This is a genomic window from Pseudomonas sp. B21-040 (assembly GCF_024748695.1).
Lineage (GTDB): Bacteria > Pseudomonadota > Gammaproteobacteria > Pseudomonadales > Pseudomonadaceae > Aquipseudomonas.
The window spans coordinates 3,864,118-3,889,961 of record NZ_CP087176.1; the positions used below are offsets into that span (position 1 = coordinate 3,864,118).

The 25,844-nt window shown below is 59.3% G+C and carries 22 protein-coding genes and 1 pseudogene; 14 read left to right on the top strand and 9 right to left on the bottom strand.

Features of this window, described 5'->3' with window-relative positions; translation table 11 throughout:
* Positions 1 to 46 precede the first annotated feature (46 nt).
* From LOY55_RS17675 to LOY55_RS17685, 3 genes are all read left to right on the top strand, one after another.
* Entirely contained in the window at positions 47 to 646 is a 600-nt protein-coding gene (locus LOY55_RS17675) for a hypothetical protein (protein ID WP_109786127.1), read from the top strand.
* A 71-nt stretch (positions 647 to 717) separates the two neighbouring features.
* Complete coding sequence (tssI, locus tag LOY55_RS17680; protein WP_223525220.1) at positions 718 to 2,727, top strand: type VI secretion system tip protein VgrG; 2,010 nt, start codon at positions 718 to 720, stop codon at positions 2,725 to 2,727.
* A 14-nt stretch (positions 2,728 to 2,741) separates the two neighbouring features.
* Positions 2,742 to 3,284, top strand: coding sequence for a toxin-antitoxin system YwqK family antitoxin (locus tag LOY55_RS17685; RefSeq protein ID WP_109786254.1), 543 nt, complete (start codon positions 2,742 to 2,744; stop codon positions 3,282 to 3,284).
* A gap of 5 nt (positions 3,285 to 3,289) precedes the next feature.
* On the opposite strand, the gene LOY55_RS17690 is transcribed toward LOY55_RS17685, so the two are convergent.
* Positions 3,290 to 3,685 carry a DUF4280 domain-containing protein gene (locus tag LOY55_RS17690; protein WP_258665999.1) on the bottom strand — a complete coding sequence of 132 codons (396 nt, stop codon included), beginning with the start codon at positions 3,683 to 3,685 and terminating at the stop codon, positions 3,290 to 3,292.
* A 190-nt stretch (positions 3,686 to 3,875) separates the two neighbouring features.
* On the opposite strand from LOY55_RS17690, the gene LOY55_RS17695 reads away from it, so the two are divergent.
* Together LOY55_RS17695 and LOY55_RS17700 are read left to right on the top strand one after the other, a co-directional pair.
* Positions 3,876 to 4,943, top strand: a complete 1,068-nt coding sequence (locus LOY55_RS17695; protein WP_258666001.1) for a phosphotransferase family protein — start codon at positions 3,876 to 3,878, stop codon at positions 4,941 to 4,943.
* Between the two features lie 44 nt (positions 4,944 to 4,987).
* Positions 4,988 to 5,755 carry an SDR family oxidoreductase gene (locus LOY55_RS17700; RefSeq protein WP_258666002.1) on the top strand — a complete coding sequence of 256 codons (768 nt, stop codon included), beginning with the start codon at positions 4,988 to 4,990 and terminating at the stop codon, positions 5,753 to 5,755.
* A 477-nt stretch (positions 5,756 to 6,232) separates the two neighbouring features.
* Here LOY55_RS17700 and LOY55_RS17705 read toward each other — a convergent pair whose 3' ends face one another.
* From LOY55_RS17705 to LOY55_RS17720, 5 genes and pseudogenes are all read right to left on the bottom strand, one after another.
* Positions 6,233 to 6,484, bottom strand: coding sequence for a DUF1652 domain-containing protein (locus tag LOY55_RS17705; protein ID WP_109786129.1), 252 nt, complete (start codon positions 6,482 to 6,484; stop codon positions 6,233 to 6,235).
* 198 nt (positions 6,485 to 6,682) lie between these two features.
* Positions 6,683 to 8,176, bottom strand: coding sequence for a helix-turn-helix transcriptional regulator (locus LOY55_RS17710; protein WP_258666005.1), 1,494 nt, complete (start codon positions 8,174 to 8,176; stop codon positions 6,683 to 6,685).
* A gap of 75 nt (positions 8,177 to 8,251) precedes the next feature.
* Positions 8,252 to 8,332: pseudogene (locus tag LOY55_RS31035) on the bottom strand (carboxymuconolactone decarboxylase family protein); the annotation flags it as partial.
* A gap of 36 nt (positions 8,333 to 8,368) precedes the next feature.
* Positions 8,369 to 9,652, bottom strand: coding sequence for a Zn-dependent hydrolase (locus LOY55_RS17715; RefSeq protein ID WP_258666006.1), 1,284 nt, complete (start codon positions 9,650 to 9,652; stop codon positions 8,369 to 8,371).
* A gap of 141 nt (positions 9,653 to 9,793) precedes the next feature.
* Complete coding sequence (locus LOY55_RS17720; RefSeq protein WP_258666008.1) at positions 9,794 to 11,278, bottom strand: NCS1 family nucleobase:cation symporter-1; 1,485 nt, start codon at positions 11,276 to 11,278, stop codon at positions 9,794 to 9,796.
* A 553-nt stretch (positions 11,279 to 11,831) separates the two neighbouring features.
* Between LOY55_RS17720 and hydA the strand changes: the two genes are divergently transcribed.
* The 3 genes from hydA (at position 11,832) to preA (ending at position 16,067) form a co-directional block, all read left to right on the top strand.
* Positions 11,832 to 13,271 carry a dihydropyrimidinase gene (gene hydA / locus LOY55_RS17725; RefSeq protein ID WP_258666010.1) on the top strand — a complete coding sequence of 480 codons (1,440 nt, stop codon included), beginning with the start codon at positions 11,832 to 11,834 and terminating at the stop codon, positions 13,269 to 13,271.
* Positions 13,272 to 13,424: 153 nt separating this feature from the next.
* A complete protein-coding gene (locus LOY55_RS17730) occupies positions 13,425 to 14,792 on the top strand; it encodes an NAD(P)-dependent oxidoreductase (protein WP_258666012.1) in 1,368 nt (455 codons plus the stop codon).
* Positions 14,793 to 16,067: an NAD-dependent dihydropyrimidine dehydrogenase subunit PreA gene (preA, locus tag LOY55_RS17735; RefSeq protein ID WP_258666013.1), complete on the top strand. Its 1,275-nt coding sequence runs from the start codon at positions 14,793 to 14,795 to the stop codon at positions 16,065 to 16,067.
* A gap of 141 nt (positions 16,068 to 16,208) precedes the next feature.
* Here the strand turns inward: preA and LOY55_RS17740 are convergent, their stop codons facing one another.
* Positions 16,209 to 16,829, bottom strand: coding sequence for a TetR/AcrR family transcriptional regulator (locus LOY55_RS17740; protein WP_046031410.1), 621 nt, complete (start codon positions 16,827 to 16,829; stop codon positions 16,209 to 16,211).
* 162 nt (positions 16,830 to 16,991) lie between these two features.
* Here LOY55_RS17740 and copC point away from each other — a divergent pair, with 162 nt between their 5' ends.
* The 6 genes from copC to LOY55_RS17770 all read left to right on the top strand — a co-directional run bounded on the left by copC (position 16,992) and on the right by LOY55_RS17770 (position 22,788).
* Positions 16,992 to 17,354 carry a copper homeostasis periplasmic binding protein CopC gene (gene copC / locus LOY55_RS17745; protein ID WP_109786134.1) on the top strand — a complete coding sequence of 121 codons (363 nt, stop codon included), beginning with the start codon at positions 16,992 to 16,994 and terminating at the stop codon, positions 17,352 to 17,354.
* A gap of 3 nt (positions 17,355 to 17,357) precedes the next feature.
* Complete coding sequence (copD, locus tag LOY55_RS17750; protein ID WP_258666017.1) at positions 17,358 to 18,218, top strand: copper homeostasis membrane protein CopD; 861 nt, start codon at positions 17,358 to 17,360, stop codon at positions 18,216 to 18,218.
* A gap of 157 nt (positions 18,219 to 18,375) precedes the next feature.
* A complete protein-coding gene (locus LOY55_RS17755) occupies positions 18,376 to 19,674 on the top strand; it encodes an OprD family porin (protein ID WP_046031413.1) in 1,299 nt (432 codons plus the stop codon).
* A gap of 294 nt (positions 19,675 to 19,968) precedes the next feature.
* On the top strand, positions 19,969 to 20,793 hold the full coding sequence (locus tag LOY55_RS17760; RefSeq protein WP_258666020.1) for an NAD(P)-dependent oxidoreductase: 825 nt from the start codon (positions 19,969 to 19,971) through the stop codon (positions 20,791 to 20,793).
* A gap of 53 nt (positions 20,794 to 20,846) precedes the next feature.
* A complete protein-coding gene (locus LOY55_RS17765) occupies positions 20,847 to 21,734 on the top strand; it encodes an SMP-30/gluconolactonase/LRE family protein (protein WP_258666022.1) in 888 nt (295 codons plus the stop codon).
* Positions 21,735 to 21,918: 184 nt separating this feature from the next.
* The gene (locus LOY55_RS17770; RefSeq protein ID WP_258666024.1) at positions 21,919 to 22,788 is read left to right on the top strand and encodes an aldose 1-epimerase; all 870 of its coding nucleotides are present in this window, start codon (positions 21,919 to 21,921) and stop codon (positions 22,786 to 22,788) included.
* 8 nt (positions 22,789 to 22,796) lie between these two features.
* Here the strand turns inward: LOY55_RS17770 and LOY55_RS17775 are convergent, their stop codons facing one another.
* Together LOY55_RS17775 and ercA are read right to left on the bottom strand one after the other, a co-directional pair.
* The gene (locus tag LOY55_RS17775; protein WP_223525201.1) at positions 22,797 to 24,524 is read right to left on the bottom strand and encodes a NahK/ErcS family hybrid sensor histidine kinase/response regulator; all 1,728 of its coding nucleotides are present in this window, start codon (positions 24,522 to 24,524) and stop codon (positions 22,797 to 22,799) included.
* Complete coding sequence (gene ercA / locus LOY55_RS17780; RefSeq protein ID WP_223525199.1) at positions 24,508 to 25,671, bottom strand: alcohol dehydrogenase-like regulatory protein ErcA; 1,164 nt, start codon at positions 25,669 to 25,671, stop codon at positions 24,508 to 24,510. The genes LOY55_RS17775 and ercA overlap by 17 nt, the downstream gene beginning before the upstream one ends.
* Between the last annotated feature and the right edge of the window lie 173 nt (positions 25,672 to 25,844).

Sequence of the window (25,844 nt, forward strand, 5' to 3'; positions counted from 1 at the left end):
AAAACTCCGCGGCATGGACAGCAATTAATTCATGGAGGTCAAACGTATGCCTATGAAATTTGACGATGCCCAATTGAGAGTCGACGTTGACGAGGATATATCGGCGATAGGTCAAAGTTTTAGTCAGGCGTTGACCAACGGAATTGTATTCACCATCAAGTCCCCCAACGGCAAGATGATTCAATTCAAGTCCAGAACCATGAAATGGCTGGAAGGCCCTCAAGTAGATAACTATGTCACCGACATCGAAGGCTATTTCAAACCTGACGCACTCGACTGGGATGTTGACGTAGTACCGAGAGAAGCCAGCGACAAAAAAAACCCCTACTACGACGAAGGAGGTGCCTGCTCTAGAACGGCCACCACAACCAAAATTGCCGACCAGCCCGGCGTTGCACACACTCAAAACTTCCTGTTTGAAGTAGGTAAAAACTTTGACGAGATGGGAAGCCATGGCACCAAAGATAAATTCAGGGCCATCAGTATTATTTTTTTTAATAACCAGGTCACCCACAAGGTCGATTGGAGTCGAACGGGAAAAGGCGATGACAGTTATTACAAAGTAGCAGTGACCGCAATCCAAGAGTTCCCCGGCCACTTAAAAACCATCCTGATCTCAAAGGGATACGACGTCACAGGCCTCTAGATAATTAATATCGAAGACACTTTGCTGGCGGTGCCGGTTATCCAAGTAATTGATCACTGCTGAGGCGTTCAATGCCACGCACCACCGACAGCAACACCACCCTCTCCCTCACCGCCACCTCGCTGTCGGCGCTTTATCCTGAGTCGCTGTCCGGCGAAGAAGCGCTCAACTCGCTCGGCTCGCAAACCCTCAACGGCCTCAACGACGGTTCCGCCCTGCCCCTGGCTTCTGCGGTCGCCACACATGTCACCACCACCCTGCACAACGACGCACAAAGTCGCGCGTTCGACGCACTGGTCGCCGAAATACGCCAACTCCCCGCCGACGCCACCGCAGAGCGTTATCAGCTTGTACTGCGGCCATGGCTCTGGTGGCTTACGCTGGCCAGCAACAACCGCGTGTTCCAGAACCTCAGCACCTCAGACATCGTCACCACGATTTTCAAGGCTCACGGTTTCACCGACTTCGCGCTGAAACTCACCGGCAGTTACACCCCTCGCGAGTACTGCGTGCAGTACGGCGAAACGGATTTCGCCTTCGTTTCGCGGTTGCTGGAAGAAGAAGGGATCTTCTGGTTTTTCACCCACGAAGAAGGCAAGCACACGCTGGTGTTGGGGGACAGCAACGATGCCTTCGCGCAGATCCCCAACGGACCGAAGATCAACTACCTCGGCCAGCAAATGGGCGAGCGCGAACTGCACGGCATTCGCTCCGGCCAGGTGTGCATGCAAGCCGTAGCCGGCTTTTTTCGTGCAACAGATTACGAGTTCACGACGCCGACCACGTCGCTCTACAGCCAGGCCGAAGCCGTCGCCGGGCCGCGCTCGATGTACGAGCACCCCGGCAGCTACAACGCCAAGGCTCGGGGCGATACGTTGACCAAGCAGCGAGTCGACGGGCTGCGCAGCCAGGAGAAACGTTTTGTCGGCGAGAGTGACTGTCGCTGGCTGGTGCCAGGGCACTGGTTCACCCTCGCCGGCCATGATGACTCGACGCTGAATATCGATTGGGTAGTGACGGCGGTCACTCATGAAGCCAGTCACGAAAACTACCAGAATCGCTTCGAAGCGATCCCCAAGGCCACACCGTTCCGCCCGCAACGCACGACACCCAAACCCCGCATGCACCCTCAGACCGCCCTCGTCGTCGGCAAGGCCGGTGAAGAAATCTGGACCGATCAATATGGCCGCATCAAGTTGCAATTCCCCTGGGATCGCGACGGCAAGAACGATGAAACCAGTTCGTGCTGGGTTCGGGTCGTGCTGCCCTGGAGTGGCAAGGGTTTCGGCATGCAGTTCGTCCCGCGTATCGGCCAGGAAGTGATCGTGACGTTTATCGATGGCGATCCGGATCGGCCGCTGGTGACCGGTTGCGTCTACAACGGTGACAACGCCCTACCCTATGCCTTGCCGGCGAATCAGACCCAGTCCGGGATCAAGACTCAATCATCCAAGGGCGGCGGCGGTTTCAACGAATTGCGCTTTGAGGACAAGAAAGACGCCGAAGAGGTGTTCTTGCAGGCGCAAAAGGATTTCAAGATCAATGTGCTCAACGACACCACCGCCACGGTCGGCCATGACGAAACCCTGACGGTGCAGAACGCTCGCACACGCACGGTAAAGGACGGTGACGAAACCGTGACGTTGGAGAAAGGCAAACGCAGCGTGACGATCCAGACCGGCAGCGACACGCTCGACGTGAAGGACAGCCGCACGGTGAAGGTCGGCGCCGACCAGACGCACAGCACCGGCGGCAACTACGAGCACCAGGTCACGGGCAATTACAGCCTGACGGTCGACGGCAATCTGACCATCAAAGTGACCGGCACCCTGACCCTGGAAAGTGGCGGCACTTTTTCGATGAAGAGTGGCGCGGACTTCGCGGCTGAAGCCAGTACATCCGTCACGCACAAAGCCGGCACTGCACTGACCAATCAGGCCGGGACGTCACTGACCAACAAGGCCGGCACCACGCTGACCAACGATGCGGGGGTCAGTCTGATGAACAAGGGCGGGGCCGAGCAGACTGTGGACGGCGGTGGCATGCTGACCCTCAAGGGCGGGCTGGTGAAAGTCAACTGAGGAGACGGATGACGATGACATCCAGCAAAGTGGACTTGCAGCGTGGTGACAGCCACATGGACGGACGCCTGATCGATGATCGACTGGAGGGCCCGCTGCACATCAAGGAAAATGGTCGGCCACAGGCTGATCTGAATTACAGCCAGGGTGAACTCCAAGGCCCCAGCGTGCTGTATCACCCCAACGGCAAGGTATCGGCGCAGTTGCCTTATGTGCAGGATAAATTGCAGGGCATTGCCAGTTTTTATGCGCCTGAAGGCTGGCTGCAGCGCAAGGCCAGCTACCGCCGGGGCTTGTTGCAGGGTGAGGCGACTAATTATTTCCCCGATGGGCAGATCGCCGAGTCGGAGTTTTACCGCGATGGTGTACGCGAGGGGCGTTATCAGCGCTTTCATCCCAATGGTAAACCAGCGGTTGATGCGCGTTACCTCAATGGGCAACTGGTTGAACCGGAGCAGGGTTTTGCCAGTGACGGGCGACCGCTGGATGCCGAGGGCAAACCGATTTCGCGGATGCGCTGGTGGTTTCGACGCTGGACGGATCCGGAGCAGGCGTAGCTGACTCAGGGAATGAGCATCTGCATCTGCCCCGGCATGACGATTTTGATCACCCCTGCCCAGTTGCACATCAAGGTGCTGTTGGCGTCGAGCGCCGGCATATTGCCCAGCAGGACGGTTGGCGCACCGCCGGGGATCCATGGGCTAGCGGTGGCCGGGATGCAGGGCATTGGCGTCAGCACCCCAAGTGCCGCCGCAGTGGCCGCCGCGACCATCGGGTTGGCCAGGCTCGTGCACATGCCAAACGGCATGACATTCACCATCGGGATGTGGTCCATGATGTTCGCCGCTGGCAGGCCAGCGGTCAGGGTGCGATTTACCGGCAACACATTGAGCACGGCAGGTGCCGCGCCGAAACTGCATTGCAGGGTTGCGGTGGCACAGACTTGCGGACAGCCCATTTCAACGCTCCTTCCTGGAAGCACCGTACCCCCTGAACCATAGCCCGCCGTCCCTGTTCCCGCACATCAGGAACGCTGATTATCCTGCAACACGCTAACCTATAAGACCGTGCCGCACTTGTGGCTCCCCCGGCGCACCATTAGATTAGCCAATGATGTCTGGCCTCCAAAATAAGCAGAAGGGATAAGCATGGCGCTTACTGACCAGTCCACCCGTATCCGCTCTGGCGAAGAACTCGATGCCAGCCTGATCGATCCGTATCTCAAGGCGCACATTCCGGGCCTCAGTGGTTTGCCGCAGATCAGCCAGTTTCCAGGCGGCGCGTCGAACCTCACTTACTTGCTGGAATACCCGGAACAGGAATTCGTCCTGCGCCGGCCGCCGTTTGGCCACAAAGCCAAATCCGCTCACGACATGGGCCGCGAATTTCGCATCCTCAATCAACTGCGCGATGGCTTCCCGTACTGCCCCAAGGCTTACGTGCACTGCACCGACGAATCGGTGATCGGCGCCGAGTTCTATGTGATGGAACGGGTCAACGGGATCATCCTGCGCTCCGAACTGCCACCGGAACTGGGCCTGGATTCGGCGAAAACCGAAGCCTTGTGCAAAAGCTTCATCGACAAGTTCGTTGAACTGCACCGCGTTGACTACAACGCCTACGGCCTGGGTGACCTTGGCAAACCCGAAGGGTATGTCGCACGGCAAATCAAAGGCTGGAGCGACCGCTACGAGAAAGCCCTGTCGCCAGATGCTCCACAGTGGGAAACGGTCAAAGCCTGGCTCAACGACAAGATGCCGGCCGATCACCCGACTTCAAGCATCGTCCACAACGACTATCGCTTCGACAATGTGATCCTCGACCCGCAAAACCCGATGCAAATCATCGGTGTGCTCGACTGGGAACTCACAACCCTGGGCGACCCGCTGATGGATCTGGGCAACACCCTCGCCTACTGGATTCAGGCTGACGACCCGGCACCGGTGCAACTGATGCGCCGCCAACCGAGTCACGCACCGGGCATGCTGACCCGCCGTGAATTCGTCGACTACTACGCTGAGCGCGCAGGCATTCAAATTGATAATTTCGACTTCTACTACACCTATGGCCTGTTCCGCCTGGCCGGCATCGTGCAGCAGATCTACTACCGTTTCTTCCATGGTCAGACCCAGGACAAACGCTTCTCGCAGTTCATTCACATGAACAAACTGCTGGAGCAAATGAGCCTGCAAGTCATCCAGAAATCCAGCCTTTGATTACGCTCCTGGCCCAATAACAAGACTTTTCATAAGAGAATCCCATGTCCAAGACTCAGTTGTTCGACCTCGACGGCAAGATCGCTTTCGTCTCCGGCGCCAGCCGCGGTATCGGTGAAGCCATCGCCAAGCTCCTGGCCCAGCAAGGCGCCCACGTCATCGTCTCGAGCCGCAAGCTCGACGGTTGCCAGCACGTCGCCGACGCGATCATCGCCGCCGGCGGCAAAGCCACCGCCGTGGCTTGCCATATTGGTGAGATGGAGCAGATCAGCCAGGTCTTCGCCGGCATCAAGGAACAGTTTGGCCGCCTCGACATTCTGGTCAACAATGCGGCAACCAACCCACAGTTCTGCAACGTCCTGGACACCGACCTCAGCGCCTTCCAGAAAACCGTCGACGTCAACATCCGCGGCTACTTCTTCATGTCGGTGGAAGCCGGCAAGCTGATGCGCGAAAACGGTGGCGGCAGCATCATCAACGTCGCCTCGATCAACGGCGTTTCGCCCGGCATCTTCCAGGGCATCTACTCGGTGACCAAGGCGGCCGTGATCAACATGACCAAAGTGTTCGCCAAGGAATGCGCGCAATTCGGCATCCGCTGCAATGCCCTGCTGCCAGGCCTGACCGACACCAAGTTCGCTTCGGCACTGGTCAAGAGCGATGCGATCCTGAAAACCGCACTGGCACAAATTCCACTCAAACGTGTGGCGGACCCAAGCGAGATGGCCGGTGCCGTGTTGTACCTGGCGAGCGATGCGTCGAGCTACACCACTGGGGTTTCGCTGAATGTGGACGGCGGGTTCCTGTCCTGATTCGATTCGCCGGATGAGAAAAAGGCAGCCTTGGGGCTGCCTTTTTCATGGATGTTTTTCAGCTCATCATGGGTGTCCGAAGCGCCCTGGGCTATTGAGTTATGCAGCGGGTGGTGGTGGTGACCCGAGTCACTTCACCCTCTCCTTTCGCGTCCCCCATCACATCGGTCTTGTCCAGGGTTTCGCAGGTGCGTTCTACAGGTGGCAAAGGAGGTGGTGGAGGTGGCGGACTGGAGCAACCACTGAGGATCGCTACGCAGAAAGCGAGCGACAGCGGCGAAAAAGCACGTTTTCCAAGACTGTTCATAAGCTGACCCGCGGTAAGTAATCGAGACTTTCCGCGACACGACAAGAACACCGCGAAGCCGCGGACCGGTCACAGAAAATTTTACCCTCGCATTTCTTATAGTCCACTCACCGGCCAATGCCAGCAAATTAGGCACTTAGCCTCATTTTTACCGCAAAAAACGACAGTTTCTAAGCATTCTCGCCGGGTTGATGCAAACCATTGCTCTCCAACTCATAACGCAGCTCTTCAATCAACAACGCCACCGCTTGCGGCGAACTGAGGTTCGTGACCTTCAACCCGCTGACCACCAGATCGACCTGCCCCGACGCTGGGTGATACAGCTTGACCGTCACCGAGTTGTCGCCTGACACACTGCATTCGCAGGCTCGGGGAGAAAAGTGCCGCTCCAGTTGATCGCGCAATTGCGTCAGATAAATCATCAAGATTCACCTGCTGGCTGACGGGCACGTTTATCGACTGAAACGCTGTTGAAAGGGCGAAACATGGGACGGTTCCTTAAGCGGTTACGCAGTGGATGCGACAACGGCTGAAAATCCGTTTCGCACCCTGACAGCCTAAGAAAGAGAGGCATGCGCCAATACATGAATTTGCACTGTCTCCACTAGTGCATTTGCACTCTAGCGCTGGCCCTTGGGCCGCCACTCAATGGAAAACAAACCGCGCTGGCGTGCCCAGACAATCGCCTCGCTGCGACTGTGAACATTCAGCTTGGAATACACCGTCGCGACGTGATTGCGCACCGTGTTGGGTGCCAGCTTCAACCGTGCAGCGATTTCCTTGTCAGCCAGCCCTTCGCAGATCAGGCCAAGTACATCGCGCTCCCGGGCCGTCAGATCGGTGAAAGACGCGCCAGGGACCTGGGGTGAGTTGACGTTTTTCACGTTTGCCAGTTTTTCAATCAGCGTGCGGCTGAACCAGGAGGCGTCTTTCATCACCTCCTCGATCGCCGTGACCAGTTCAAGTTCCGTGCGTTTACGCTCAGTGATGTTCATCAATACCAGCAGGTAGCAAGGACTGCCCTGAATGTTCACGGTGTCGGCCGAGACCGCGCAATCAATCAGCCCCGCATCTTTCTTGCGGATTTTCACGTCGACCCGGTCCAGACTCCCTGCGTTCTCAAGCGTCGAAAACAAGCGTGTGCCAATGCCCGAGTCGAAGAACTCAAGTTGCTCCACGGTCTTGCCGAGCACTTCTTCGCTGGGATAGGCGAAGGTCACATAAAACGCTTCGTTGGCGTCGAGCACTCGCTGATCCTCGGCGCTGCACACCAACGTCGGCACGGGCGTCAGGCGAAAAGCCTTGGCGAAACGTTCTTCGCTCTGGCGCAAGGCAGTTTCGGCCTTGTGCCGAGGCTCCATGTCGACGAACGAAAACAGCATGCAGGCTTCTTCGTTCAACTCCAGCGGCTGCCCGGCGACGATCACCTGCTTGCTGCCGCCGTCAGGCAATCGCAACTGGGCCTGCATTTGCGGAATCGTGGCTTGGTCACGCAAACGCTCAATCGCCAGGTTTCGGTTTTCCGCGCCCTCCAGCACATCCAATTCATAGGCCGACGCGCCGATGACCTGATCGCGGGCAAAACCGGTCATATCCAAAAAGCCGCTGTTGACCTTGATGTAACGCAAATCGCTGAGGCGACAGATCACGGCCGGAGCCGGGTTGGCATTGAACGTTTTTTCGAAACGCCGCTCGGCGCCGGCCCACTCGGTGACGTCGTTGATGATCAACACCAGCGATTGCGGTTCACCGGCGCTGTCGGCCAGCACCATGCTGCGCACGTTGTGCACCCAAGTGCGTTCTTCATCGTCGGACGGCGTTACTTCCACCAGCACATCGCTGAAGGTTTCACCCCGGGCGACACGGTTGATCGGGTAGTTTTCCTTCGGCACCGGGTGATTGTTGCGATAGCGCAAGATGAAGCGTTTGGCGTACTCACGGGCATTGGCACCCAGTTCGCTGATCTGCCCGACACCGTGCATGGCCAGCGCAGCATCATTGGCCCAGAGAAGGCTCTGGTCTGGCTCCAGCAGAATCACGCCGTCGGTCAAGCCGGCAATGATCTGCTGCAACTGGCGACGATTGGTCTCGGTACTCAGGACGTCCTGGCTCATCGGATCTCCACACGTTCAGCGGCGCTTTGTGAAGATTACGACCGCACAGGGCTGGGATCGTGCGAAGAACCTGTGTACGGCCATAGCTTCGGTCCAGGCCAGCGCGGCGCACTTTGCAGCACTGAAATCACAGACATGACGCCAGACGATCAAGCGGCGTGCGCTGTGTTTTCTCAGCGCACGTCAGGCGTTTCAGGCCGCCAATTCCCCCTTGGCAATCGCCGCCGAGGCCGCCAGCATCGCCCGCAGCAACACCGCACACCCGGCCGCCAGATCGTCCGGCGCGGCGTTTTCGATTTCGTTGTGGCTGATGCCGCCTTCGCACGGTACGAAGATCATGCCGGCCGGGCCCAGTTCGGCGAGGAAGATCGCGTCGTGCCCTGCCCCGCTGACGATGTCCATGTGCGACAAGCCCAACCCTTGCGCCGCGCCGCGTACCGCTTCGACGCAGCCCTTGTCGAAGTACAGCGGCGGGAAGTCGGCGGTCGGGGTGAGTTCGAAGGTCAGGCCATGTGCCTTGCAAGTGCTTTCGATCACCTCGCGAACTTCGGCGATCATCGAGTCCAGGCGTGCCGGTTCCAGATGGCGGAAGTCGAGGGTCATGCGCACTTCACCGGGGATGACGTTGCGTGAGCCGGGATAGGCTTGCAGGCAGCCGACGGTGCCGCAGGCGTGAGGCTGATGGCTGAGGGCGGCGCGGTTGAGTGCGCCGACGATCACCGCGGCGCCGACCAGGGCGTCCTTGCGCAAGTGCATCGGCGTCGGGCCGGCGTGGGCTTCGACGCCACGCAGTTTGAGGTCGAACCATTTCTGGCCGAGCGCGCCCATCACCACACCGATGGTTTTGTGTTCGTCTTCAAGGATCGGGCCTTGCTCGATGTGGGCTTCAAAATAGGCGCCCACCGCGTGGCCACTGACCTTGCGCGGGCCTGCGTAACCGATAGCGTTCAGCGCTTCGCCGACGCTGATGCCTTCGGCGTCGACTTTGGCCAGGGTTTCTTCGAGGGTGAATTTTTCGGCGAAGACGCCAGAACCCATCATGCAGGGCGCGAAGCGCGAACCTTCTTCGTTGGTCCAGACCACCACTTCCAGCGGCGCTTCGGTTTCAATCTTCAGGTCATTGAGGGTGCGCAGCACTTCGACGCCGGCCAGGACGCCGAAGCAGCCATCGAACTTGCCGCCGGTAGGCTGGGTGTCGATATGGCTGCCGGTCATGACCGGTGGCAGGTTCGGATTGCGTCCCGGACGGCGGGCGAAGATGTTACCCACGGCATCGATGCTGACGGTGCAGCCGGCGTCTTCACACCAGTTGACGAAGATGTCCCGGGCCTGACGGTCGAGGTCAGTCAGGGCCAGGCGACAGACGCCGCCCTTGACCGTGGCGCCGAGTTTGGCGAGCTCCATGAGTGAGGCCCACAAGCGGTCGCGGTTGATGTGCTGATGGGTGGATTGCAGAACGTCTACGGCAGCGTTCATGGTGATCTCCTCAGGCAGTTGTTATAGGTTTCTTCAGACGTTTCATTGGTGTCGGTGAGGCCGTCTTCGCGGGCAAGCCCGCTCCCACATTTGGAATGCATTCCCCTGTGGGAGCGGGCTTGCCCGCGAAGAGGCCATCCGTCACACCGCAGATTTCGCTACGGACGGGGCAGGCCGAAACGAGCACAACCCGTAATAAATCAACCCGCCCAGCGCCGACCCGGTGAACCAGCCGTAGCTGTAAAACCAGCTGAACGCATCGCTGCCCAACGACAGCAGCGTCAACGCCACCGGCACACCGAAGGCGATAAACCCGAACCAGTTCCAGGCCGGATACACGTCATCGCGATAGAGCCCGGCCAGGTCCAGTTGCTGTTTCTTGATCAGGAAATAGTCCACCACCATGATCCCGGCGATCGGCCCGAGCAGGCTGGAATAACCGAGCAACCAGTTGGAGTAAACGGTTTCCAGGCTGAGGTCCGAGACGATCAAGCCGAGTTTTTTCAGCAGTTCATGGGCCATCAGCGCCAGCCCCACCAGGCCGGTCAGCAGCACCGCCGTGGTGCGATTGATCAGTTTGGGCGCGATGTTCTGGAAGTCATTGGTGGGCGAAACGATGTTGGCGGCGGTGTTGGTGGACAGCGTGGCGATGATGATCAGCGCCATGGCAATCGCCACCCAGAACGGGCTCTGGATATGGCCGATCAACGTGACCGGGTCGGAAACCGTCACACCGACCAGTTTCACCGACGCCGCGGTCATGACCACGCCAAGGGAGGCGAACAGGAACATGGTCAGCGGCAGGCCGATGATCTGCCCGACAATCTGGTCCTTCTGGCTTTTCGCATAGCGGCTGAAGTCAGGAATGTTCAGCGACAGCGTGGCCCAGAATCCGACCATGGCGGTCAGCCCGGCGGCGAAGTAACTGGCCACGCCAGCGCCTTCAGGACGCTTGGCCGGAATCGCCAGCAATTCGGTCATTGAGACATTCGGCATCGCCCACACCAGCAACCCCACGCCCACCGCGACCAGCAGCGGCGCAGACAGTGTTTCCAGCCACTTGATCGACTCGGCGCCACGGATCACCACCCACAGGTTCAACGCCCAGAACACCATGAAGCCGATGACCTCGCCGGTGCCACCCAACGACTTCCAGCCCTCGAACACCGAACCGAGGAACAGGTGAATCGCCAGGCCGCCGAACATCGTCTGGATACCAAACCAGCCGCACGCCACCACGGCACGGATCAGGCAGGGAATGTTGGAACCGAGGACGCCAAAGGACGAACGCAGCAGCACCGGAAACGGAATGCCGTACTTGGTGCCGGCAAAGGCGTTCAGGGTCAGGGGAATCAACACGATGATGTTGGCAAACAGAATCGCCAACAGCGCTTCACCGACGCTCAGGCCGAAGTAGGCAGTCAGCACACCGCCAAGGGTGTAAGTGGGCACACAAATCGCCATGCCGACCCACAACGCGGTGATGTGCCATTTGTTCCAGGTTCGTTCGGCCACCTTGGTCGGGGCGATGTCGTGGTTATAACGGAGACTGTCGAGGACGTCACTGCCGGCTTCGAGCTCGTACAAGCCGTCGCGCTCGGTCACTTGCGATCTGATCTGTTGCATGGCCGCTCCACTGTTCTTTGAATTATTTTTTTGCTCATCAAGGGCGGATGGCATCAATAAGCATGCCGAACGTCCCCGATTGCGCATCGGGCAGTTCCATAAAACCTTGCAACCAACTGATGTTTATCAGTTTTATTTATATACCCGCTGAGTCCTCGGTGACTTGCCCGTTCACTCAGGCCGAATGCCAGGCAAGTTGTCCGAAACATCAGGCCTCAAACGGGTGCACCGCTTTTTTTTCAATCGAGGCGCATCAATCATAGACCCTGTTCAAACAGTTGATTTCACATAGAAAATCTTGACCATTTTCCCATCCTGTCAAGTGCGTCAAATTGGTGAGCAGTCTCCCCATTTTGGTGATTTGCACATTTAATCTTTATTCATCAAGTAGTTAAACTAGCTATAAGCTTATAAAAAATATTCTTGCTGAATTCATAAACTCAGACTAGCTTCAATTCTTGACAGCGTTGACAGGAATACACCTGTTGACGCCGATTTATATAAAAACAGTTAGAACCGGCCCAAGCCGGTCATTGCCTGCGAGGAACTCGGAATGTCTCTGTTGATCCGTGGCGCCACCGTTATTACCCATGATGAAAGTTATCGCGCCGACGTCTATTGCGCCGACGGCGTGATTAAAGCCATCGGCGACAATCTTGACGTTCCGGCGGGTGCCGAAGTGCTCGACGGCAGCGGCCAGTACTTGATGCCCGGCGGCATCGATCCGCACACGCACATGCAACTGCCCTTCATGGGTACCGTGGCCAGTGAAGACTTTTTCAGTGGCACGGCGGCAGGACTGGCCGGTGGCACCACGTCGATCATTGACTTCGTGATTCCCAATCCGCAGCAATCGCTGATGGAGGCGTTTCACCAGTGGCGCGGCTGGGCTGAAAAGTCAGCGTCGGATTACGGTTTCCATGTGGCGATCACCTGGTGGAGCGAACAGGTGCGCGAGGACATGGCTGAGCTGGTTAACCATCATGGCGTCAACAGCTTCAAGCATTTCATGGCGTACAAGAATGCGATCATGGCCGCCGACGATACGCTGGTGGCGAGTTTCGAACGTTGCCTGGAACTCGGCGCGGTGCCCACCGTGCATGCCGAAAACGGCGAGCTGGTTTATCACCTGCAACGCAAGTTGATGGCCCAGGGCATCACCGGCCCTGAAGCACACCCCCTGTCACGGCCTTCGCAGGTTGAAGGTGAAGCGGCCAGCCGGGCGATCCGTATCGCCGAGACCCTGGGCACGCCGCTGTACCTGGTGCATGTCTCGACCAAAGAAGCCCTCGACGAAATCACCTACGCCCGCAGCAAAGGCCAGCAAGTCTACGGCGAAGTGCTCGCCGGGCATCTGTTGCTGGACGACAGCGTCTATCAACACCCGGATTGGCAAACCGCCGCCGGTTACGTGATGAGTCCCCCCTTCCGTCCTCGCGGTCATCAAGAGGCTCTGTGGCACGGCCTGCAATCGGGCAACCTGCACACCACCGCGACCGACCACTGCTGCTTCTGCGCTGAGCAAAAAGCCGCCGGGCGCGACGACTTCAGCAAAATCCCCAACGGCACCGCCGGCATCGAAGACCGCATGGCCGTGCTCTGGGATGAAGGGGTGAACACCGGACGTCTGTCGATGCAGCATTTCGTCGCGCTGACCTCCACCAATACCGCGAAGATCTTCAACCTCTACCCACGCAAAGGCGCGATTCGGGTCGGCGCGGATGCGGACCTGGTGCTGTGGGACCCGCAAGGTACGCGGACGATTTCAGCCAAGACGCACCACCAGCAGGTCGACTTCAACATCTTCGAAGGCAAGACCGTGCGCGGTGTGCCGAGCCACACCGTCAGCCAGGGCCGTGTGGTCTGGGCCGATGGCGATTTGCGCGCCGAGCGCGGTGCGGGGCGGTATGTCGAACGGCCGGCGTATCCGGCGGTGTTTGAATTGCTGAGCAAGCGGGCTGAGTTGAATAAGCCAGCTGCTGTGAAACGCTGAGAGCGGCCTTCGGCCTATCGCGGGCAAGCCCGACTCCTACAAGGGAACGCATTTCAACTGTGGGAGCGGGCTTGCCCGCGATGGCGTCAGCCCTGACAACACAAAAACAATGCCCACCAGAGGCAGCACCTCCATCACCGTGAGGCCAATACCGTGATCAAGACCCTGAACCACCTCCCGCATCCCTATGAGAATGCGGCCGCCCTCGCCGGTCATTTCACCGACCTGGCGCCGCCACTCAACGATCGCCAGGCGCATCTGGAAGCCTCGCGTTGCCTGTATTGCTACGACGCGCCGTGCGTGAACGCCTGCCCGAGCGAAATCGATATTCCGTCGTTCATCCGCAACATCCATCAGGAAAACGTTCAGGGCGCGGCGCAAAAAATCCTCTCGGCGAACATCCTCGGTGGCAGTTGCGCCCGGGTATGCCCCACCGAAATCCTCTGTCAGCAAGCCTGCGTGCGCAACAACGACCATGAATGCGCCCCGGTGCTGATCGGCCTGCTGCAACGCTACGCGGTCGACAACGCGCACTTCAGCGAACATCCCTTCCAGCGCGCTGCCGCCACCGGCAAACGCATTGCCGTGGTCGGTGCCGGCCCGGCCGGTTTGTCCTGCGCCCACCGCAGCGCGATGCATGGCCATGACGTGGTGATCTTCGAAGCCCGGGAAAAGGCCGGCGGCCTCAACGAATATGGAATCGCCAAATACAAACTGGTGGACGATTACGCACAGAAGGAGCTGGATTTTCTGTTGCAGATCGGCGGAATCGAGATTCGCCACGGGCAAAAACTCGGCGACAACCTGACCTTGAGCGAACTGCATCAGCAATTCGACGCAGTGTTTCTCGGCCTTGGCCTGAACGCCAGCAAACAACTTGGCCTGCCCCACGAAGAGGCGCCTGGCCTGTTGGCCGCCACCGATTACATTCGTGAACTGCGCCAGGCCGATGACCTGACTCAACTGCCGCTGGCGGATCATTGCATCGTCCTCGGCGCCGGCAACACCGCCATCGACATGGCCGTGCAAATGGCGCGTCTGGGCGCTCACGATGTGAACCTGGTGTACCGCCGTGGCGTTGAAGACATGGGCGCTACCGGTCACGAACAGGACATCGCCAAAGCCAATCAGGTGCGCTTGCTGACGTGGGCCCAACCGGAAGAAGTGTTGCTCGATGATCAAGGCAACGTGCGCGGCATGCGCTTTGCCCGCACCCATTTGGTAGACGGTCGCCTGCACACCACCGGACAAACCTTCGAACTGGCCGCCGACGCCATCTTCAAAGCCATCGGCCAGGCCTTTGACGGCAGCGCCCTGGCCGACCCGCTGGCTCGCGAACTCAAGCGCCAGGGTGAGCGCATCGAAGTGGACGAACACCTGCGCACCAGCATCCCCGGCGTGTATGCCGGTGGCGACTGCACCAGCCTCGATCAGGACCTCACCGTGCAAGCCGTGCAGCACGGCAAGCGTGCCGCCGAGGCGATCAACGCTCAACTCAAGCTCAATGTGGAGGCTGCGTAAATGGCCGATCTCTCGATTGTCTTTGCCGGCATCAAAGCCCCCAATCCGTTCTGGCTGGCCTCCGCACCACCCACCGACAAGGCCTACAACGTGGTCCGCGCCTTCGAAGCTGGCTGGGGTGGCGTGGTCTGGAAGACCCTGGGTGAAGACCCGGCGGCGGTCAACGTATCGTCGCGCTATTCGGCGCACTTCGGCGCCAACCGTGAGGTGGTGGGTTTCAACAACATTGAGTTGATCACCGACCGTTCGCTGGAGATCAACCTGCGGGAAATCACCCAAGTCAAAAAGGACTGGCCCGACCGCGCGCTGATCGTGTCGCTGATGGTGCCCTGTGTCGAAGAGTCCTGGAAACACATTCTGCCGCTGGTGGAGGCCACCGGCGCCGATGGCATCGAACTGAATTTCGGTTGCCCCCACGGTATGCCGGAACGTGGCATGGGTGCGGCGGTCGGCCAGGTGCCGGAGTACGTCGAACAGGTCACTCGCTGGTGCAAGACGTATTGCTCGCTGCCGGTAATCGTCAAGCTCACGCCAAACATTACCGACATCCGCGTCGCCGCCCGCGCGGCCCATCGCGGTGGCGCAGATGCGGTGTCGCTGATCAATACGATCAACTCGATTACCAGTGTCAATCTGGAGCGCATGGTCGCCAACCCGATCGTGGGCAGCCAGAGCACTCATGGCGGTTACTGCGGTTCGGCGGTGAAGCCGATTGCGCTGAACATGGTCGCCGAAATCGCCCGTGATCCGCAGACTCAAGGCCTGCCGATCTCCGGCATTGGCGGCATTGGCAGTTGGCGCGACGCGGCGGAATTCATTGCGCTGGGCAGTGGCTCGGTGCAGGTGTGCACGGCGGCGATGCTGCACGGTTTCCGGATTGTCGAGGAGATGAAGGACGGCTTGTCACGCTGGATGGACAGTCAGGGTTACGCCAGCGTGTCGCAATTTACGGGGCGTGCGGTGGGCAATACCACGGACTGGAAGTACCTCGATATCAATTATCAGGTGATCGCGAAAATCGATCAGGAGGCGTGTATCGGTTGCGGGCGCTGCCACATCGCGTGCGAGGACACGTCGCATCAGGCGATCGCCAGCCTGAAGCAGGCAGACGGAACGCATCAATATGCCGTGATCGATGAGGAGTGTGTGGGCTGCAATTTGTGCCAGATCACCTGCCCGGTACAGGACTGTATCGAGATGGTGCCGATGGACACGGGCAAGCCGTTTCTGGATTGGAATCATGATCCGAGGAATCCGTACCATGTCTCACCTTGAAGCAGGCGGTGGTTGAATTGACGCCATCGCGGGCAAGCCCGGCTCCCACAGGATCAGTGGTGTTCACAAATATTGTGTTCAACACCGCCCCTGTGGGAGCCGGGCTTGCCCGCGATGAGGCCAGCAGCCTCACAGAAAATCTCAAGGCTCCAGCCCGATCCCGCGCAAAATTACACTGGTCACCGTCTGCACCGCCCGCTCGAATTGCATGTCCGATAACGGCTGATGGTCATTGAGAATGTTCACCTGATGATCAAAGTCCGCGTAATGCTGGGTCGACGCCCAGATCATGTACAGCAGGCTCGAAGGCTCCACCGGCAAGATGCGTTTATCGTCCACCCACTGGCGAATTTTCGCTTCTTTCATCTTGGCCCAGTCGTAGAGGCTGGCGTCCAGGGCCTCACCCAATGTCGGTGCGCCGTGGATGATTTCGTTGGCCCACACTTTCGAACCGTAAGGCCGGCTGCGCGAGTGGTTCATCTTGGCGCGGATGTAGCTGCTGAGCACCACGCGGGGATCGTCGAACATCTCGAAGCACAACGCATCCTGTTTCCAGACTTCCAGCAGGTCGAACAGCACTGCGCTGTACAGTTCGGTCTTGGTGCTGAAGTAGTAATGCAGGTTGGATCGCGGCAATTGCACCTGCGCGGCGATATCAGCCATGGCAGTGCCGCCAAAACCTTTTTCGGCGAAGACCTTTTCCGCCCCCAGCAGAATTTTCTCTACATTACTGCGACGAATCCCGATCTTGTGATTGCCCATATGGGCTCCCCGACACCTGCGTTGACCAAGACTAGCATCCGCTCTACGTCGCGGCGACAGGCTAAAACGAAACTCTGTACACCAGGCTTCCGACGGCTAAACTGACGCCACTTCAAACCTGCCTCCGAACTTGACTCCGAACTTGACTCATAGGAATTCACGATGCTCAAGAAAGCCCTGGTCACCACCGCCTTGCTCTCCTCGCTGCTTGGTGCTTCGTCGGTGTTTGCCCATGCTCATCTGAAAAGCCAGACCCCGGCGGCCGACAGCACCGTAAGCGCGCCATCGATGCTGCGCCTGGAGTTTTCCGAAGGTGTCGAGGCGAGCTTCACCAAGGTCATGCTCAGCAAGGACGGTGCCGCCGTGCCCGTGAAGAGCCTCACCAGCGAAGGCAGCGACAAGAAGACCCTGATCGTCACGCCTGCCGAACCGCTGACGGCGGGCACCTATAAAGTCGAATGGCACGCGGTCTCGGTCGACACCCACAAAAGCGAAGGCGCCTACGCCTTCAAGGTCGGCCAGTAATTCATGATCAGCGCGATGGTGCTGTGTCGCTTTGTGCATTTCACCGTGGTGCTGATGCTGTTCGGGGCGTGGGTGTTCAGGCCACTGCTGCTCAATGGCAGCGCTGAACACCTTGATCGACGGCTGACGATGACAACTCGCTGGCTGGCAGCAGTGGCATTGGTCAGCGGCGTTGCCTGGTTGCTGCTGAGTACCGCAAGCATGGCCGGAGCCTGGGAAGCGGCGGTTGATCCGTCGACCCTGCACCTGGTGCTGAGCAATACGTTTTTCGGTCAAGTCTGGCGCTGGCATTTGCTGCTCAACGCTTTGTTGGTAGCGCTGCTGATGTCGCCGTGGCGGGCGCACACCCCTCTGCAAATCGGCCTCGCCAGCCTGTTGCTGGCAACCCTCGCCCCGGTCGGTCACGGTGGCATGCTGGACGGCCTCAACGGCCAATTGCTGATCCTCAACCAAGTCGTGCACCTGAGCTGCGTGGGCGCCTGGCTCGGCGGGTTGTTGCTGTTGGTGATGATCTTGCGCCAACCGGCAGCACAGCCCATCAAAGCGATTCTGCTGCGTTTCAGTGGTGTCGGTTACGCCTTGGTGGCGGGGTTGCTGATCACCGGATTGATCAATGTTCGAGTCCTTACCGGCGTCATTTGGCCCACACCCCTGTTCACCGGTTTCGCGTTGATTCTGTTGATCAAGGTGGTGCTGATTGCCGTAATGCTGGGCCTGGCACTGTTCAATCGCCTGCGCATAGACGATTGCGAGCAGCGCCTGGCAACCCTGAAAACCAGCGTAATCCTCGAATGGCTGCTGGGGATTGGCGCTGTCGCCACCGTCTCCCTCTTGGGCACCCTGCCCCCCATGATTTCCAGCTGACACCCTCCCACGGTTTCGTCGACATCCGCGACGACCGGCCATGTCGTCGTACAACTTCTAATTGACAACCCGTCGAGGCCTCGCAAATAATCGCCGCCAATGTTGTACGACGACGTATGACAAAAATAAAAACAACAAAAAGTAAGGGAGCGTCACAGTGAGCAAGCTCGCCCGCAATTCGTCCGCCTGCACCCCACGTCCGACTTTTAAACGCCGTCATACCCTAAGCCTCATTGGATGCAGCGGCCTGGCCCTTGCCCTGCCGATGACCAGTCATGCCGAAGGTTTTGCCGATGACGCCAAGGCGACGCTCAATTTGCGCAACGCCTACTTCAACCGCAACTACGTCAACCCGGCGTATCCGCAGGGCAAGGCTGAAGAGTGGACGCAAAACTTTATTCTCGACACCAAGTCCGGGTTCACACAGGGCCCGGTGGGTTTTGGCGTCGATGCGCTGGGTCTGTTGTCGATCAAGCTCGATGGCGGCAAAGGCACGGGCGGCACCCAATTGCTGCCGATTGGCAGCGACGGCCGCCCAGTTGATGACTTTGGTCGTCTGGCGGTGGCCGGGAAGATGAAAGTGAGTAAAACCGAAGTGAAGGTCGGCGAGTGGATGCCGGTGCTGCCGATCCTGCGTTCGGACGACGGTCGTTCGCTGCCGCAAACCTTCCGCGGTGGCCAGTTGACGTCCACCGAGATCAGCGGCCTGACGCTGTACGGCGGCCAGTTCCAGCAAAATAGCCCGCGTAACGATGCGAGCATGGAAGACATGTTCATGAACGGCAAATCGGCGGCGATCACCTCGGACCGCTTCAACTTCGGTGGCGGTGAATACGCGTTCAACGACAAGCGCACCCAGGTCGGCGTCTGGTACGCGGAACTCAGCGATATCTACCAGCAACAGTATTTCAACCTGAGCCACAGCCAGCCAATCGGCGACTGGACCCTCGGCGCCAACCTGGGCTATTTCATCGGCAAAGAAAACGGCAGCGCCCTGGCCGGCGACCTCGACAACAAAACCGCATTCGCCTTGCTCTCTGCCAAATACGGCGGCAACACCTTCTACGTCGGACTGCAAAAACTGACCGGTGACGATCAATGGATGCGCGTCAACGGCACGAGCGGCGGCACTCTGGCGAACGACAGCTACAACTCCAGCTACGACAACGCCAGGGAAAAATCCTGGCAAGTGCGCCACGACTACAACTTCGTCGCCCTGGGCGTTCCCGGCCTGACGATGATGAACCGCTACATCAGCGGCGATAACGTGCACACCGGAAAGATCACCGACGGTGAAGAATGGGGTCGCGAATCGGAACTGGCCTACACCGTGCAAAGCGGCCCGCTGAAAAACCTCAACATCAAGTGGCGCAACGCTTCCATCCGCAAGAGCTTCAGCACCAACGAATTTGATGAAAACCGTATCTTCATCAACTACCCGATTTCGTTGTTGTAACACCGACGTTTTCAGGAATTACCCCACCCCTGTGGGAGCCGAGCTTGCTCGCGATGGCTATCTTTCAGTCAGCAAATGAGTTGACTGAACTACCGCAATCGCGAGCAAGCTTTGCTCCTACAGGGGTGGCTTTCCAGTCGGGAGGTTTAGCGTTTGTGCAGGAGCAAACAACCCTCCGTCCATTTCAACCAACGTCACGTTGACAACACCCGGAAAGCCTTACGATACTTCTGCACAGTCGTATGACAACCTACAACGAATCAATAACAACAATCTGATTGCCCAGGATTCCCCATGACGACCACTTCAACCGCCCGCTCCCCTTTCAATCGCCTGCTGCTGACCGGCGCCGCCGGTGGCCTGGGTAAAGTCTTGCGCGAAACCTTGCGCCCTTACGCCAATGTCATTCGCCTGTCGGACATCGCCGACATCGCCCCGGCTATTGATGACCGTGAAGAAGTCGTGCCGTGCGACCTCGCCGACAAGCAAGCGGTGCATCAACTGGTCGAAGGCGTGGACGCGATCCTGCACTTCGGTGGCGTGTCGACCGAGCACTCGTTCGAGCAGATCCTCGGCGCCAACATCTGCGGCGTATTCCACATCTATGAAGCGGCACGCCGTCATGGCGTCAAGCGGGTGATCTTCGCCAGCTCCAACCACGTCATCGGCTTCTACAAGCAGGACGAAGTCATCGACGCCCGCTCGCCTCACCGTCCGGACAGCTATTACGGTTTGTCCAAATCCTACGGTGAAGACATGGCCACCTTCTACTTCGATCGCTACGGCATCGAAACCGTCAGCGTGCGGATCGGCTCTTCGTTCCCGGAACCGCACAACCGCCGGATGATGAGCACCTGGCTGAGCTTCGACGACCTGACCCAATTGCTCGAACAAGCCTTGTACACTCCGAATGTCGGCCACACCGTGGTCTACGGCATGTCCGACAACAAGGACATCTGGTGGGACAACCGCTACGCTGCGCACCTGGGCTATGCCCCGAACGACACTTCCGAAGTGTTCCGCGAAAAAGTCGAAACCCAGCCGATGCCAGCCACCGATGATCCGGCCCGTGTCTACCAGGGCGGCGCCTTTTGCGCGGCCGGCCCGTTTGGTGACTGACGCCCTGCTCCCCGGTTGAACCCCACTACAAAAACCCAAGGGAATGAGGCGCCATGCAAGCCGAATTGATTGTCGATGCCCGTAACGCCGTCGGTGAATGCCCGGTGTGGGTCCACGAGGAAAACGCCCTGTACTGGGTGGATATTCCTGCCGGGAGCCTGCAACGCTGGAGTGCCGCGAGCGGTGATGTCCATACGTGGACAGCACCGGAGATGCTCGCGTGCATCACCCGCCACCGCGACGGTGGCTGGGCGGCAGGGATGGAAAGCGGTTTTTTCCATTTGCACACGCACAACGACGGCAGCCTCGACAGTCGCGTGTTGGCGCATGTCGACCATGCCCGGACCGACATGCGTTTGAATGATGGGCGCTGCGATCGCCAGGGCCGTTTCTGGGCGAGCAGCATGGTGCTGAACATGGGTGCCAACGCGGCCGATGGCGCGCTTTATCGCTACAGCGCCGGTGAACGCGGGCCACTTGCGGCGCAACTCGGCGGGTTTATCGTCCCCAACGGCCTGGGTTTCAGCCCGGATGGTCGCACGATGTACCTCTCTGACTCTCATCCTTCGGTCCAGCAGATCTGGGCCTTTGACTACGACGTCGGCAGCGGCATACCGTCCAATCGGCGGCTGTTCGTCGACATGCAGCAGTTCCCCGGCCGCCCCGACGGTGCCGCTGTCGATGCCGATGGCTGCTACTGGATCTGCGGCAATGACGCCGGGCTGATTCACCGCTTTACCCCGGACGGCCGCCTGGATCGCTCGCTCCCCGTCCCGGTGAAAAAACCGACCATGTGCGCCTTCGGTGGCAGTCGACTGGACACGCTGTTCGTGACCTCGATCCGCCCCGGTGACGACCAGGATGAGCAGTCTCTGGCCGGTGGTGTGTTTGCCCTCAATCCAGGCGTTACCGGGTTGCCCGAACCTCAGTTCAACGCATGAACCACCGCCGATCTCACCTGTAGCAGCTGGCGAAGCCTGCGTTCGGCTGCGCAGCAGTCGTCAATCCGGTGAATGCGGTCTTTCTGATGCACCGTGCAATATGGTTTTACGACTGCTGCGCAGCCGAACGCAGGCTTCGCCAGCTGCTACAAGGTTAGTGTTCTCATATTTGGAACCCATTTAGATGACGCCAAAGATTCTAGAGCTCGAAGACGAATTCACCCGCCTCACCCTCGCCCCCGAGCTCGGCGGCAGCATCGTCAACTGGACGGTTCGCAGCACGGGGCAACCGCTGTTGCGTCACAACGATGCCCAGGCGCTGAACACCGGTTTGCCGGGCAAACTCGGCTGCTATCCCCTGGTGCCATGGTCCAACCGAATCGCCGAAGGCGGCTTCGACTGCCCCGATGGCTGGCTGGCCCTGACGCCCAACAGCCTCACCGATCCGCTGCCCATTCACGGCAGTGCCTGGCAACAACCGTGGCAGGTGGTGTCGCACGCCGTCGACGAAGTCATCCTGCAACTCGACAGCACCACACCGTTCGCCTATCGCGCCCGCCAACGCTTCCATCTGAGCAAGGGTCGATTAAACGTCGAATTGCAGGTCACTCATTTGGCCGACCGCGCTGCCTGGCATGGGCTCGGTCTGCACCCCTACTTTCCACGCACCGCCAACACGCAGCTACAGGCCAAGGCCGAGCAAGTCTGGTTGTGCGATAGCTCGAAACTGCCGACCGAGTTGATTGAGCTGCCCGCCGCCTGGGACTTTCAGCAACCGGGCGCATTACCCGCGACGCTGGTCGACAACGGTTTCTGTCACTGGGACGGCCATTGCCTGATCCAGCAACCCGACCTCGGTTATGCGCTTGAATGCCAGGCCACCGGCAGCGACTACTACCTGCTGTACTGCCCGGTCGACCTGGGGTTTTTCTGCATCGAACCGGTGAGCCACCCAGTCAACGCACATCACCTGCCGGGTCGGCCAGGTTTGCGCTTGCTGGAGCAAGGCCAGTCGGCTGAGCTCGGGTTCAGCCTGCAGTATCGTGCGCTCTGATAACGCCACTATCCGAGCATTTGACTCAGCGCCGCGCGCAGCTTGCCGGGTTTCACCGGTTTGTTCAGCAGCGGTGCGCCGAGTCTCTGCAATGAGCGTCGACACTGGTCCGTACGGTCCGCCGTGATGATCACCGCCGGAATAGCCTGGCCGAAATGCTCGCGCAAATGCCTGACCACATCGCACCCGACAATGCCGTGATCGAGGTGATAGTCCGCCAGAATCAGCTCCGGTGGTTGCCCGCGCAGGGCCGCCAGCGCGGAGGATTCGTCGGTGGCCGTGACCACCTCGCACCCCCACTGCCCAAGCAGCGCGCTCATGCTCTCGAGAATGCTCACTTCGTTGTCCAGCACCAGCAAACGTCGGCCAGGCAAGGGATTGCCCGTGCTCAACTGAGGTGTGGCCTGACTGATCGGTAGCGGCACCTCATGGGCAATCGGTACGTCGATGCTGAACAGCGAACCACGCCCTGGCAACGATTTAACCCGAACCTGATAACCCAGAATCTTGGCGATGCGTTCAACGATGGCCAGTCCTAACCCCACGCCTTTGCGGTCGGCAGCACGTCCGACGTCGAGTTGGTTGAACTCCAGGAAAATCGAATCCAGTCGGTCCGCAGCGATGCCGCGCCCGGTGTCCCAGACTTCCAGGCGCAGCATGGCTCCCCGTCGGCGGGCCGCAAGCAGAACGCTACCCTCATCGGTGTAGCGGCAGGCGTTACTGAGAAAATTACGCAGGATGCGGGTCATCAGGCGCAAATCGGTGCTGATGGCGTAATCGCCCACATGCACCCGCAGATTCAGACCGGCCGCTTCGGCGACCGACTGAAACTCGGAAACCAGCGGCCCGAGCAATTCGTCCAGACGATACAGACCGATGTCTGGTTTGACCGCCGCTTGATCGAGTCGGGAAATATCCAGCAAATCAGTGAGCAGATCTTCCGCGCCTTCCAGCGCCTGATGGGTGCGCTCGACCAGTACCTGCTCGACGTCGGGCAGTTTGCGTTCACGCAACGTCGATATCAGCAAGCGCGCGGCGTTAAGTGGTTGCAGCAGGTCGTGACTGGCGGCAGCGAGGTATTTGTCCTTGCTGCGGTTGGCCGCCTCGGCGGCGTCGCGGGCATCGCGCAGGGCGCGGGCAATCTGTTTACGCTGAGTAATCTGCTGTTGCAGGTTGCGGTTGGCTTCCAACAATTCATCGGTGCGCGCGGTGACGCGTTGCTCCAGTTCGTCGTTGAGTTGCTGCAGGCGTTGCTGCGCCAGTTTTCGCTCGGTGATATCGGCGACGAAGCCTTCCACCAGTCCCTCCTGACCGGGCTTGAGCAGCAGGTTCATCAACACATCGAGGTGGCTGCCGTCCTTGCGGCGCAGACGGGTCTCATAGCCATGGAGGCTGCACTGGTGCCTGAGGATTTCGCCGATGTTTTCCAACTCCTGCGCGCCGTCGACGAACAGGTTACTGGCCAGGTCGGTCAGGGAGAACAGCACCTCCTGCGGGTCCTGATAACCAAGCATATGCGCCAGCGCGGGGTTGGCGGCCCGCATGCCTTCTTGCAGGCTGGCCTGAAAAATTCCCTGCACAGCGTTTTCGAACAGCCATTTGTAGCGATTGCGCTCGGCTTCCAGTTCGTCGAGCCGCGCGGCCAATTCCGGGTAATGACTCTTGCGCGCCGAATGGCTGCCTAACCCGAGTAGCCCCGCCAGAGCCCGTTGCTGCTCGTCAGAGGGCTTCGCCATAGACGACCTCGACATCACGCTGACTGGATTCACGCGGGTTGGTCAGGATGCACGGATCGTGCATGGCATGCTGCGACAGGAACGGAATGTCCGAGGTCCTGACGCCATGCAAACCGAGGGTTTCGTGAAAGCCGATGGCGTGCTTGAGGGCGATCAGGTGTTCGACCAGACGCCCGCAGATCTGGCGGTGATTCAGGCCTCGGCAGTCGATGCCGAAGGTCTCGGCAATCACCTTGAAGCGGTCCGGTGCCGAGTTGTAATTGAAGGCAACGACATGCTCCACCAGCACCGCATTGCACAAGCCATGGGGCAGATCGAGAAAGCCGCCGAGGCTATGGGACATGGCGTGCACCGCGCCCAGGATGGCGTTGGAAAACGCCAACCCGGCCTGCATGCTGCCCAGCATGATTTTCTCGCGCAGGGCGATGTCGGTCGGGTTGGCGATCATTTGCACCAGGTTGCCATTGATCAGGCGCATAGCCTCCAGCGCGTGGGGGTCGGTCAGCGGCCCGTGGCCAGTGGACACGAAGGCTTCGATGGCATGCACCAACGCGTCGATGCCAGTACAGGCCGACAGGAACGGGTCCATGCTCAGGGTGGTTTCCGGATCGATCAGCGAAACATCCGGCACTACGGCCTTGCTGACGATGGAGAACTTCATGCGCTCCTGCTGGTTGGAAATAATCACGAATTGCGAGACGTCGGCCGAGGTGCCGGCGGTGGTCGGAATCAGAATCAGCGGCGGGCTGGGTACGCGGATGGTGTCCACCCCCTCGAATTCCAGGATGCTGCGGCCATGGGCGACGACGATGCCGATGCCTTTGCCGCAGTCCATCGGGCTGCCGCCACCGACGGCGACGATCACGTCGCAGTGGTTTTCCCGGTACATCTCGGCACCGAGCATCACTTCTTCGACCCGTGGGTTGGGCGAGACATCGGTGTAAAGGCAGTATTCGATACCCAGGGCTTGCAGGCTGGCTTCGACATCCGCGACCCAGCCGGCGGCAATCACACCGGGATCACTGACCACCAGCACCTTGCGCGCGCCAAAAGTCTTGGCGTAATTACCGACACTGTGCCGGCTACCGGCACCGAAGATGATTTCAGGCGAAACGAATTTACGCAGCTGGTTGAGACTCTGGCTCATTGGAAAGCCTGTTTTTATTGTTTTGGAAGGTAGAAACCACACTAAACCATCCAGCTGCGAATGCAATCAGACCAATGGGTAGCCCTACCTGCGGTGTACTCCCCCTGTGGGAGCGGGCTTGCCCGCGATAGCTGCCTGACAGTCAACATCGATGTTGAATGTGCCACCCTCAT

Bases quoted from the DNA above. Each gene is read 5' to 3' on its own strand.
- LOY55_RS17705 (WP_109786129.1), bottom strand. From the start codon at position 6,484: ATGATTTATCTGACGCAATTGCGCGATCAACTGGAGCGGCACTTTTCT.
- copC (WP_109786134.1), top strand. From the start codon at position 16,992: ATGCTCAAGAAAGCCCTGGTCACCACCGCCTTGCTCTCCTCGCTGCTT.
- hydA (WP_258666010.1), top strand. From the start codon at position 11,832: ATGTCTCTGTTGATCCGTGGCGCCACCGTTATTACCCATGATGAAAGT.
- LOY55_RS17740 (WP_046031410.1), bottom strand. From the start codon at position 16,829: ATGGGCAATCACAAGATCGGGATTCGTCGCAGTAATGTAGAGAAAATT.
- LOY55_RS17695 (WP_258666001.1), top strand. From the start codon at position 3,876: ATGGCGCTTACTGACCAGTCCACCCGTATCCGCTCTGGCGAAGAACTC.
- LOY55_RS17760 (WP_258666020.1), top strand. From the start codon at position 19,969: ATGACGACCACTTCAACCGCCCGCTCCCCTTTCAATCGCCTGCTGCTG.
- tssI (WP_223525220.1), top strand. From the start codon at position 718: ATGCCACGCACCACCGACAGCAACACCACCCTCTCCCTCACCGCCACC.
- LOY55_RS17765 (WP_258666022.1), top strand. From the start codon at position 20,847: ATGCAAGCCGAATTGATTGTCGATGCCCGTAACGCCGTCGGTGAATGC.
- LOY55_RS17675 (WP_109786127.1), top strand. From the start codon at position 47: ATGCCTATGAAATTTGACGATGCCCAATTGAGAGTCGACGTTGACGAG.
- copD (WP_258666017.1), top strand. From the start codon at position 17,358: ATGATCAGCGCGATGGTGCTGTGTCGCTTTGTGCATTTCACCGTGGTG.
- LOY55_RS17715 (WP_258666006.1), bottom strand. From the start codon at position 9,652: ATGAACGCTGCCGTAGACGTTCTGCAATCCACCCATCAGCACATCAAC.
- LOY55_RS17710 (WP_258666005.1), bottom strand. From the start codon at position 8,176: ATGAGCCAGGACGTCCTGAGTACCGAGACCAATCGTCGCCAGTTGCAG.
- LOY55_RS17685 (WP_109786254.1), top strand. From the start codon at position 2,742: ATGACATCCAGCAAAGTGGACTTGCAGCGTGGTGACAGCCACATGGAC.
- LOY55_RS17770 (WP_258666024.1), top strand. From the start codon at position 21,919: ATGACGCCAAAGATTCTAGAGCTCGAAGACGAATTCACCCGCCTCACC.
- LOY55_RS17690 (WP_258665999.1), bottom strand. From the start codon at position 3,685: ATGGGCTGTCCGCAAGTCTGTGCCACCGCAACCCTGCAATGCAGTTTC.
- ercA (WP_223525199.1), bottom strand. From the start codon at position 25,671: ATGAGCCAGAGTCTCAACCAGCTGCGTAAATTCGTTTCGCCTGAAATC.
- LOY55_RS17720 (WP_258666008.1), bottom strand. From the start codon at position 11,278: ATGCAACAGATCAGATCGCAAGTGACCGAGCGCGACGGCTTGTACGAG.
- LOY55_RS17700 (WP_258666002.1), top strand. From the start codon at position 4,988: ATGTCCAAGACTCAGTTGTTCGACCTCGACGGCAAGATCGCTTTCGTC.
- preA (WP_258666013.1), top strand. From the start codon at position 14,793: ATGGCCGATCTCTCGATTGTCTTTGCCGGCATCAAAGCCCCCAATCCG.
- LOY55_RS17775 (WP_223525201.1), bottom strand. From the start codon at position 24,524: ATGGCGAAGCCCTCTGACGAGCAGCAACGGGCTCTGGCGGGGCTACTC.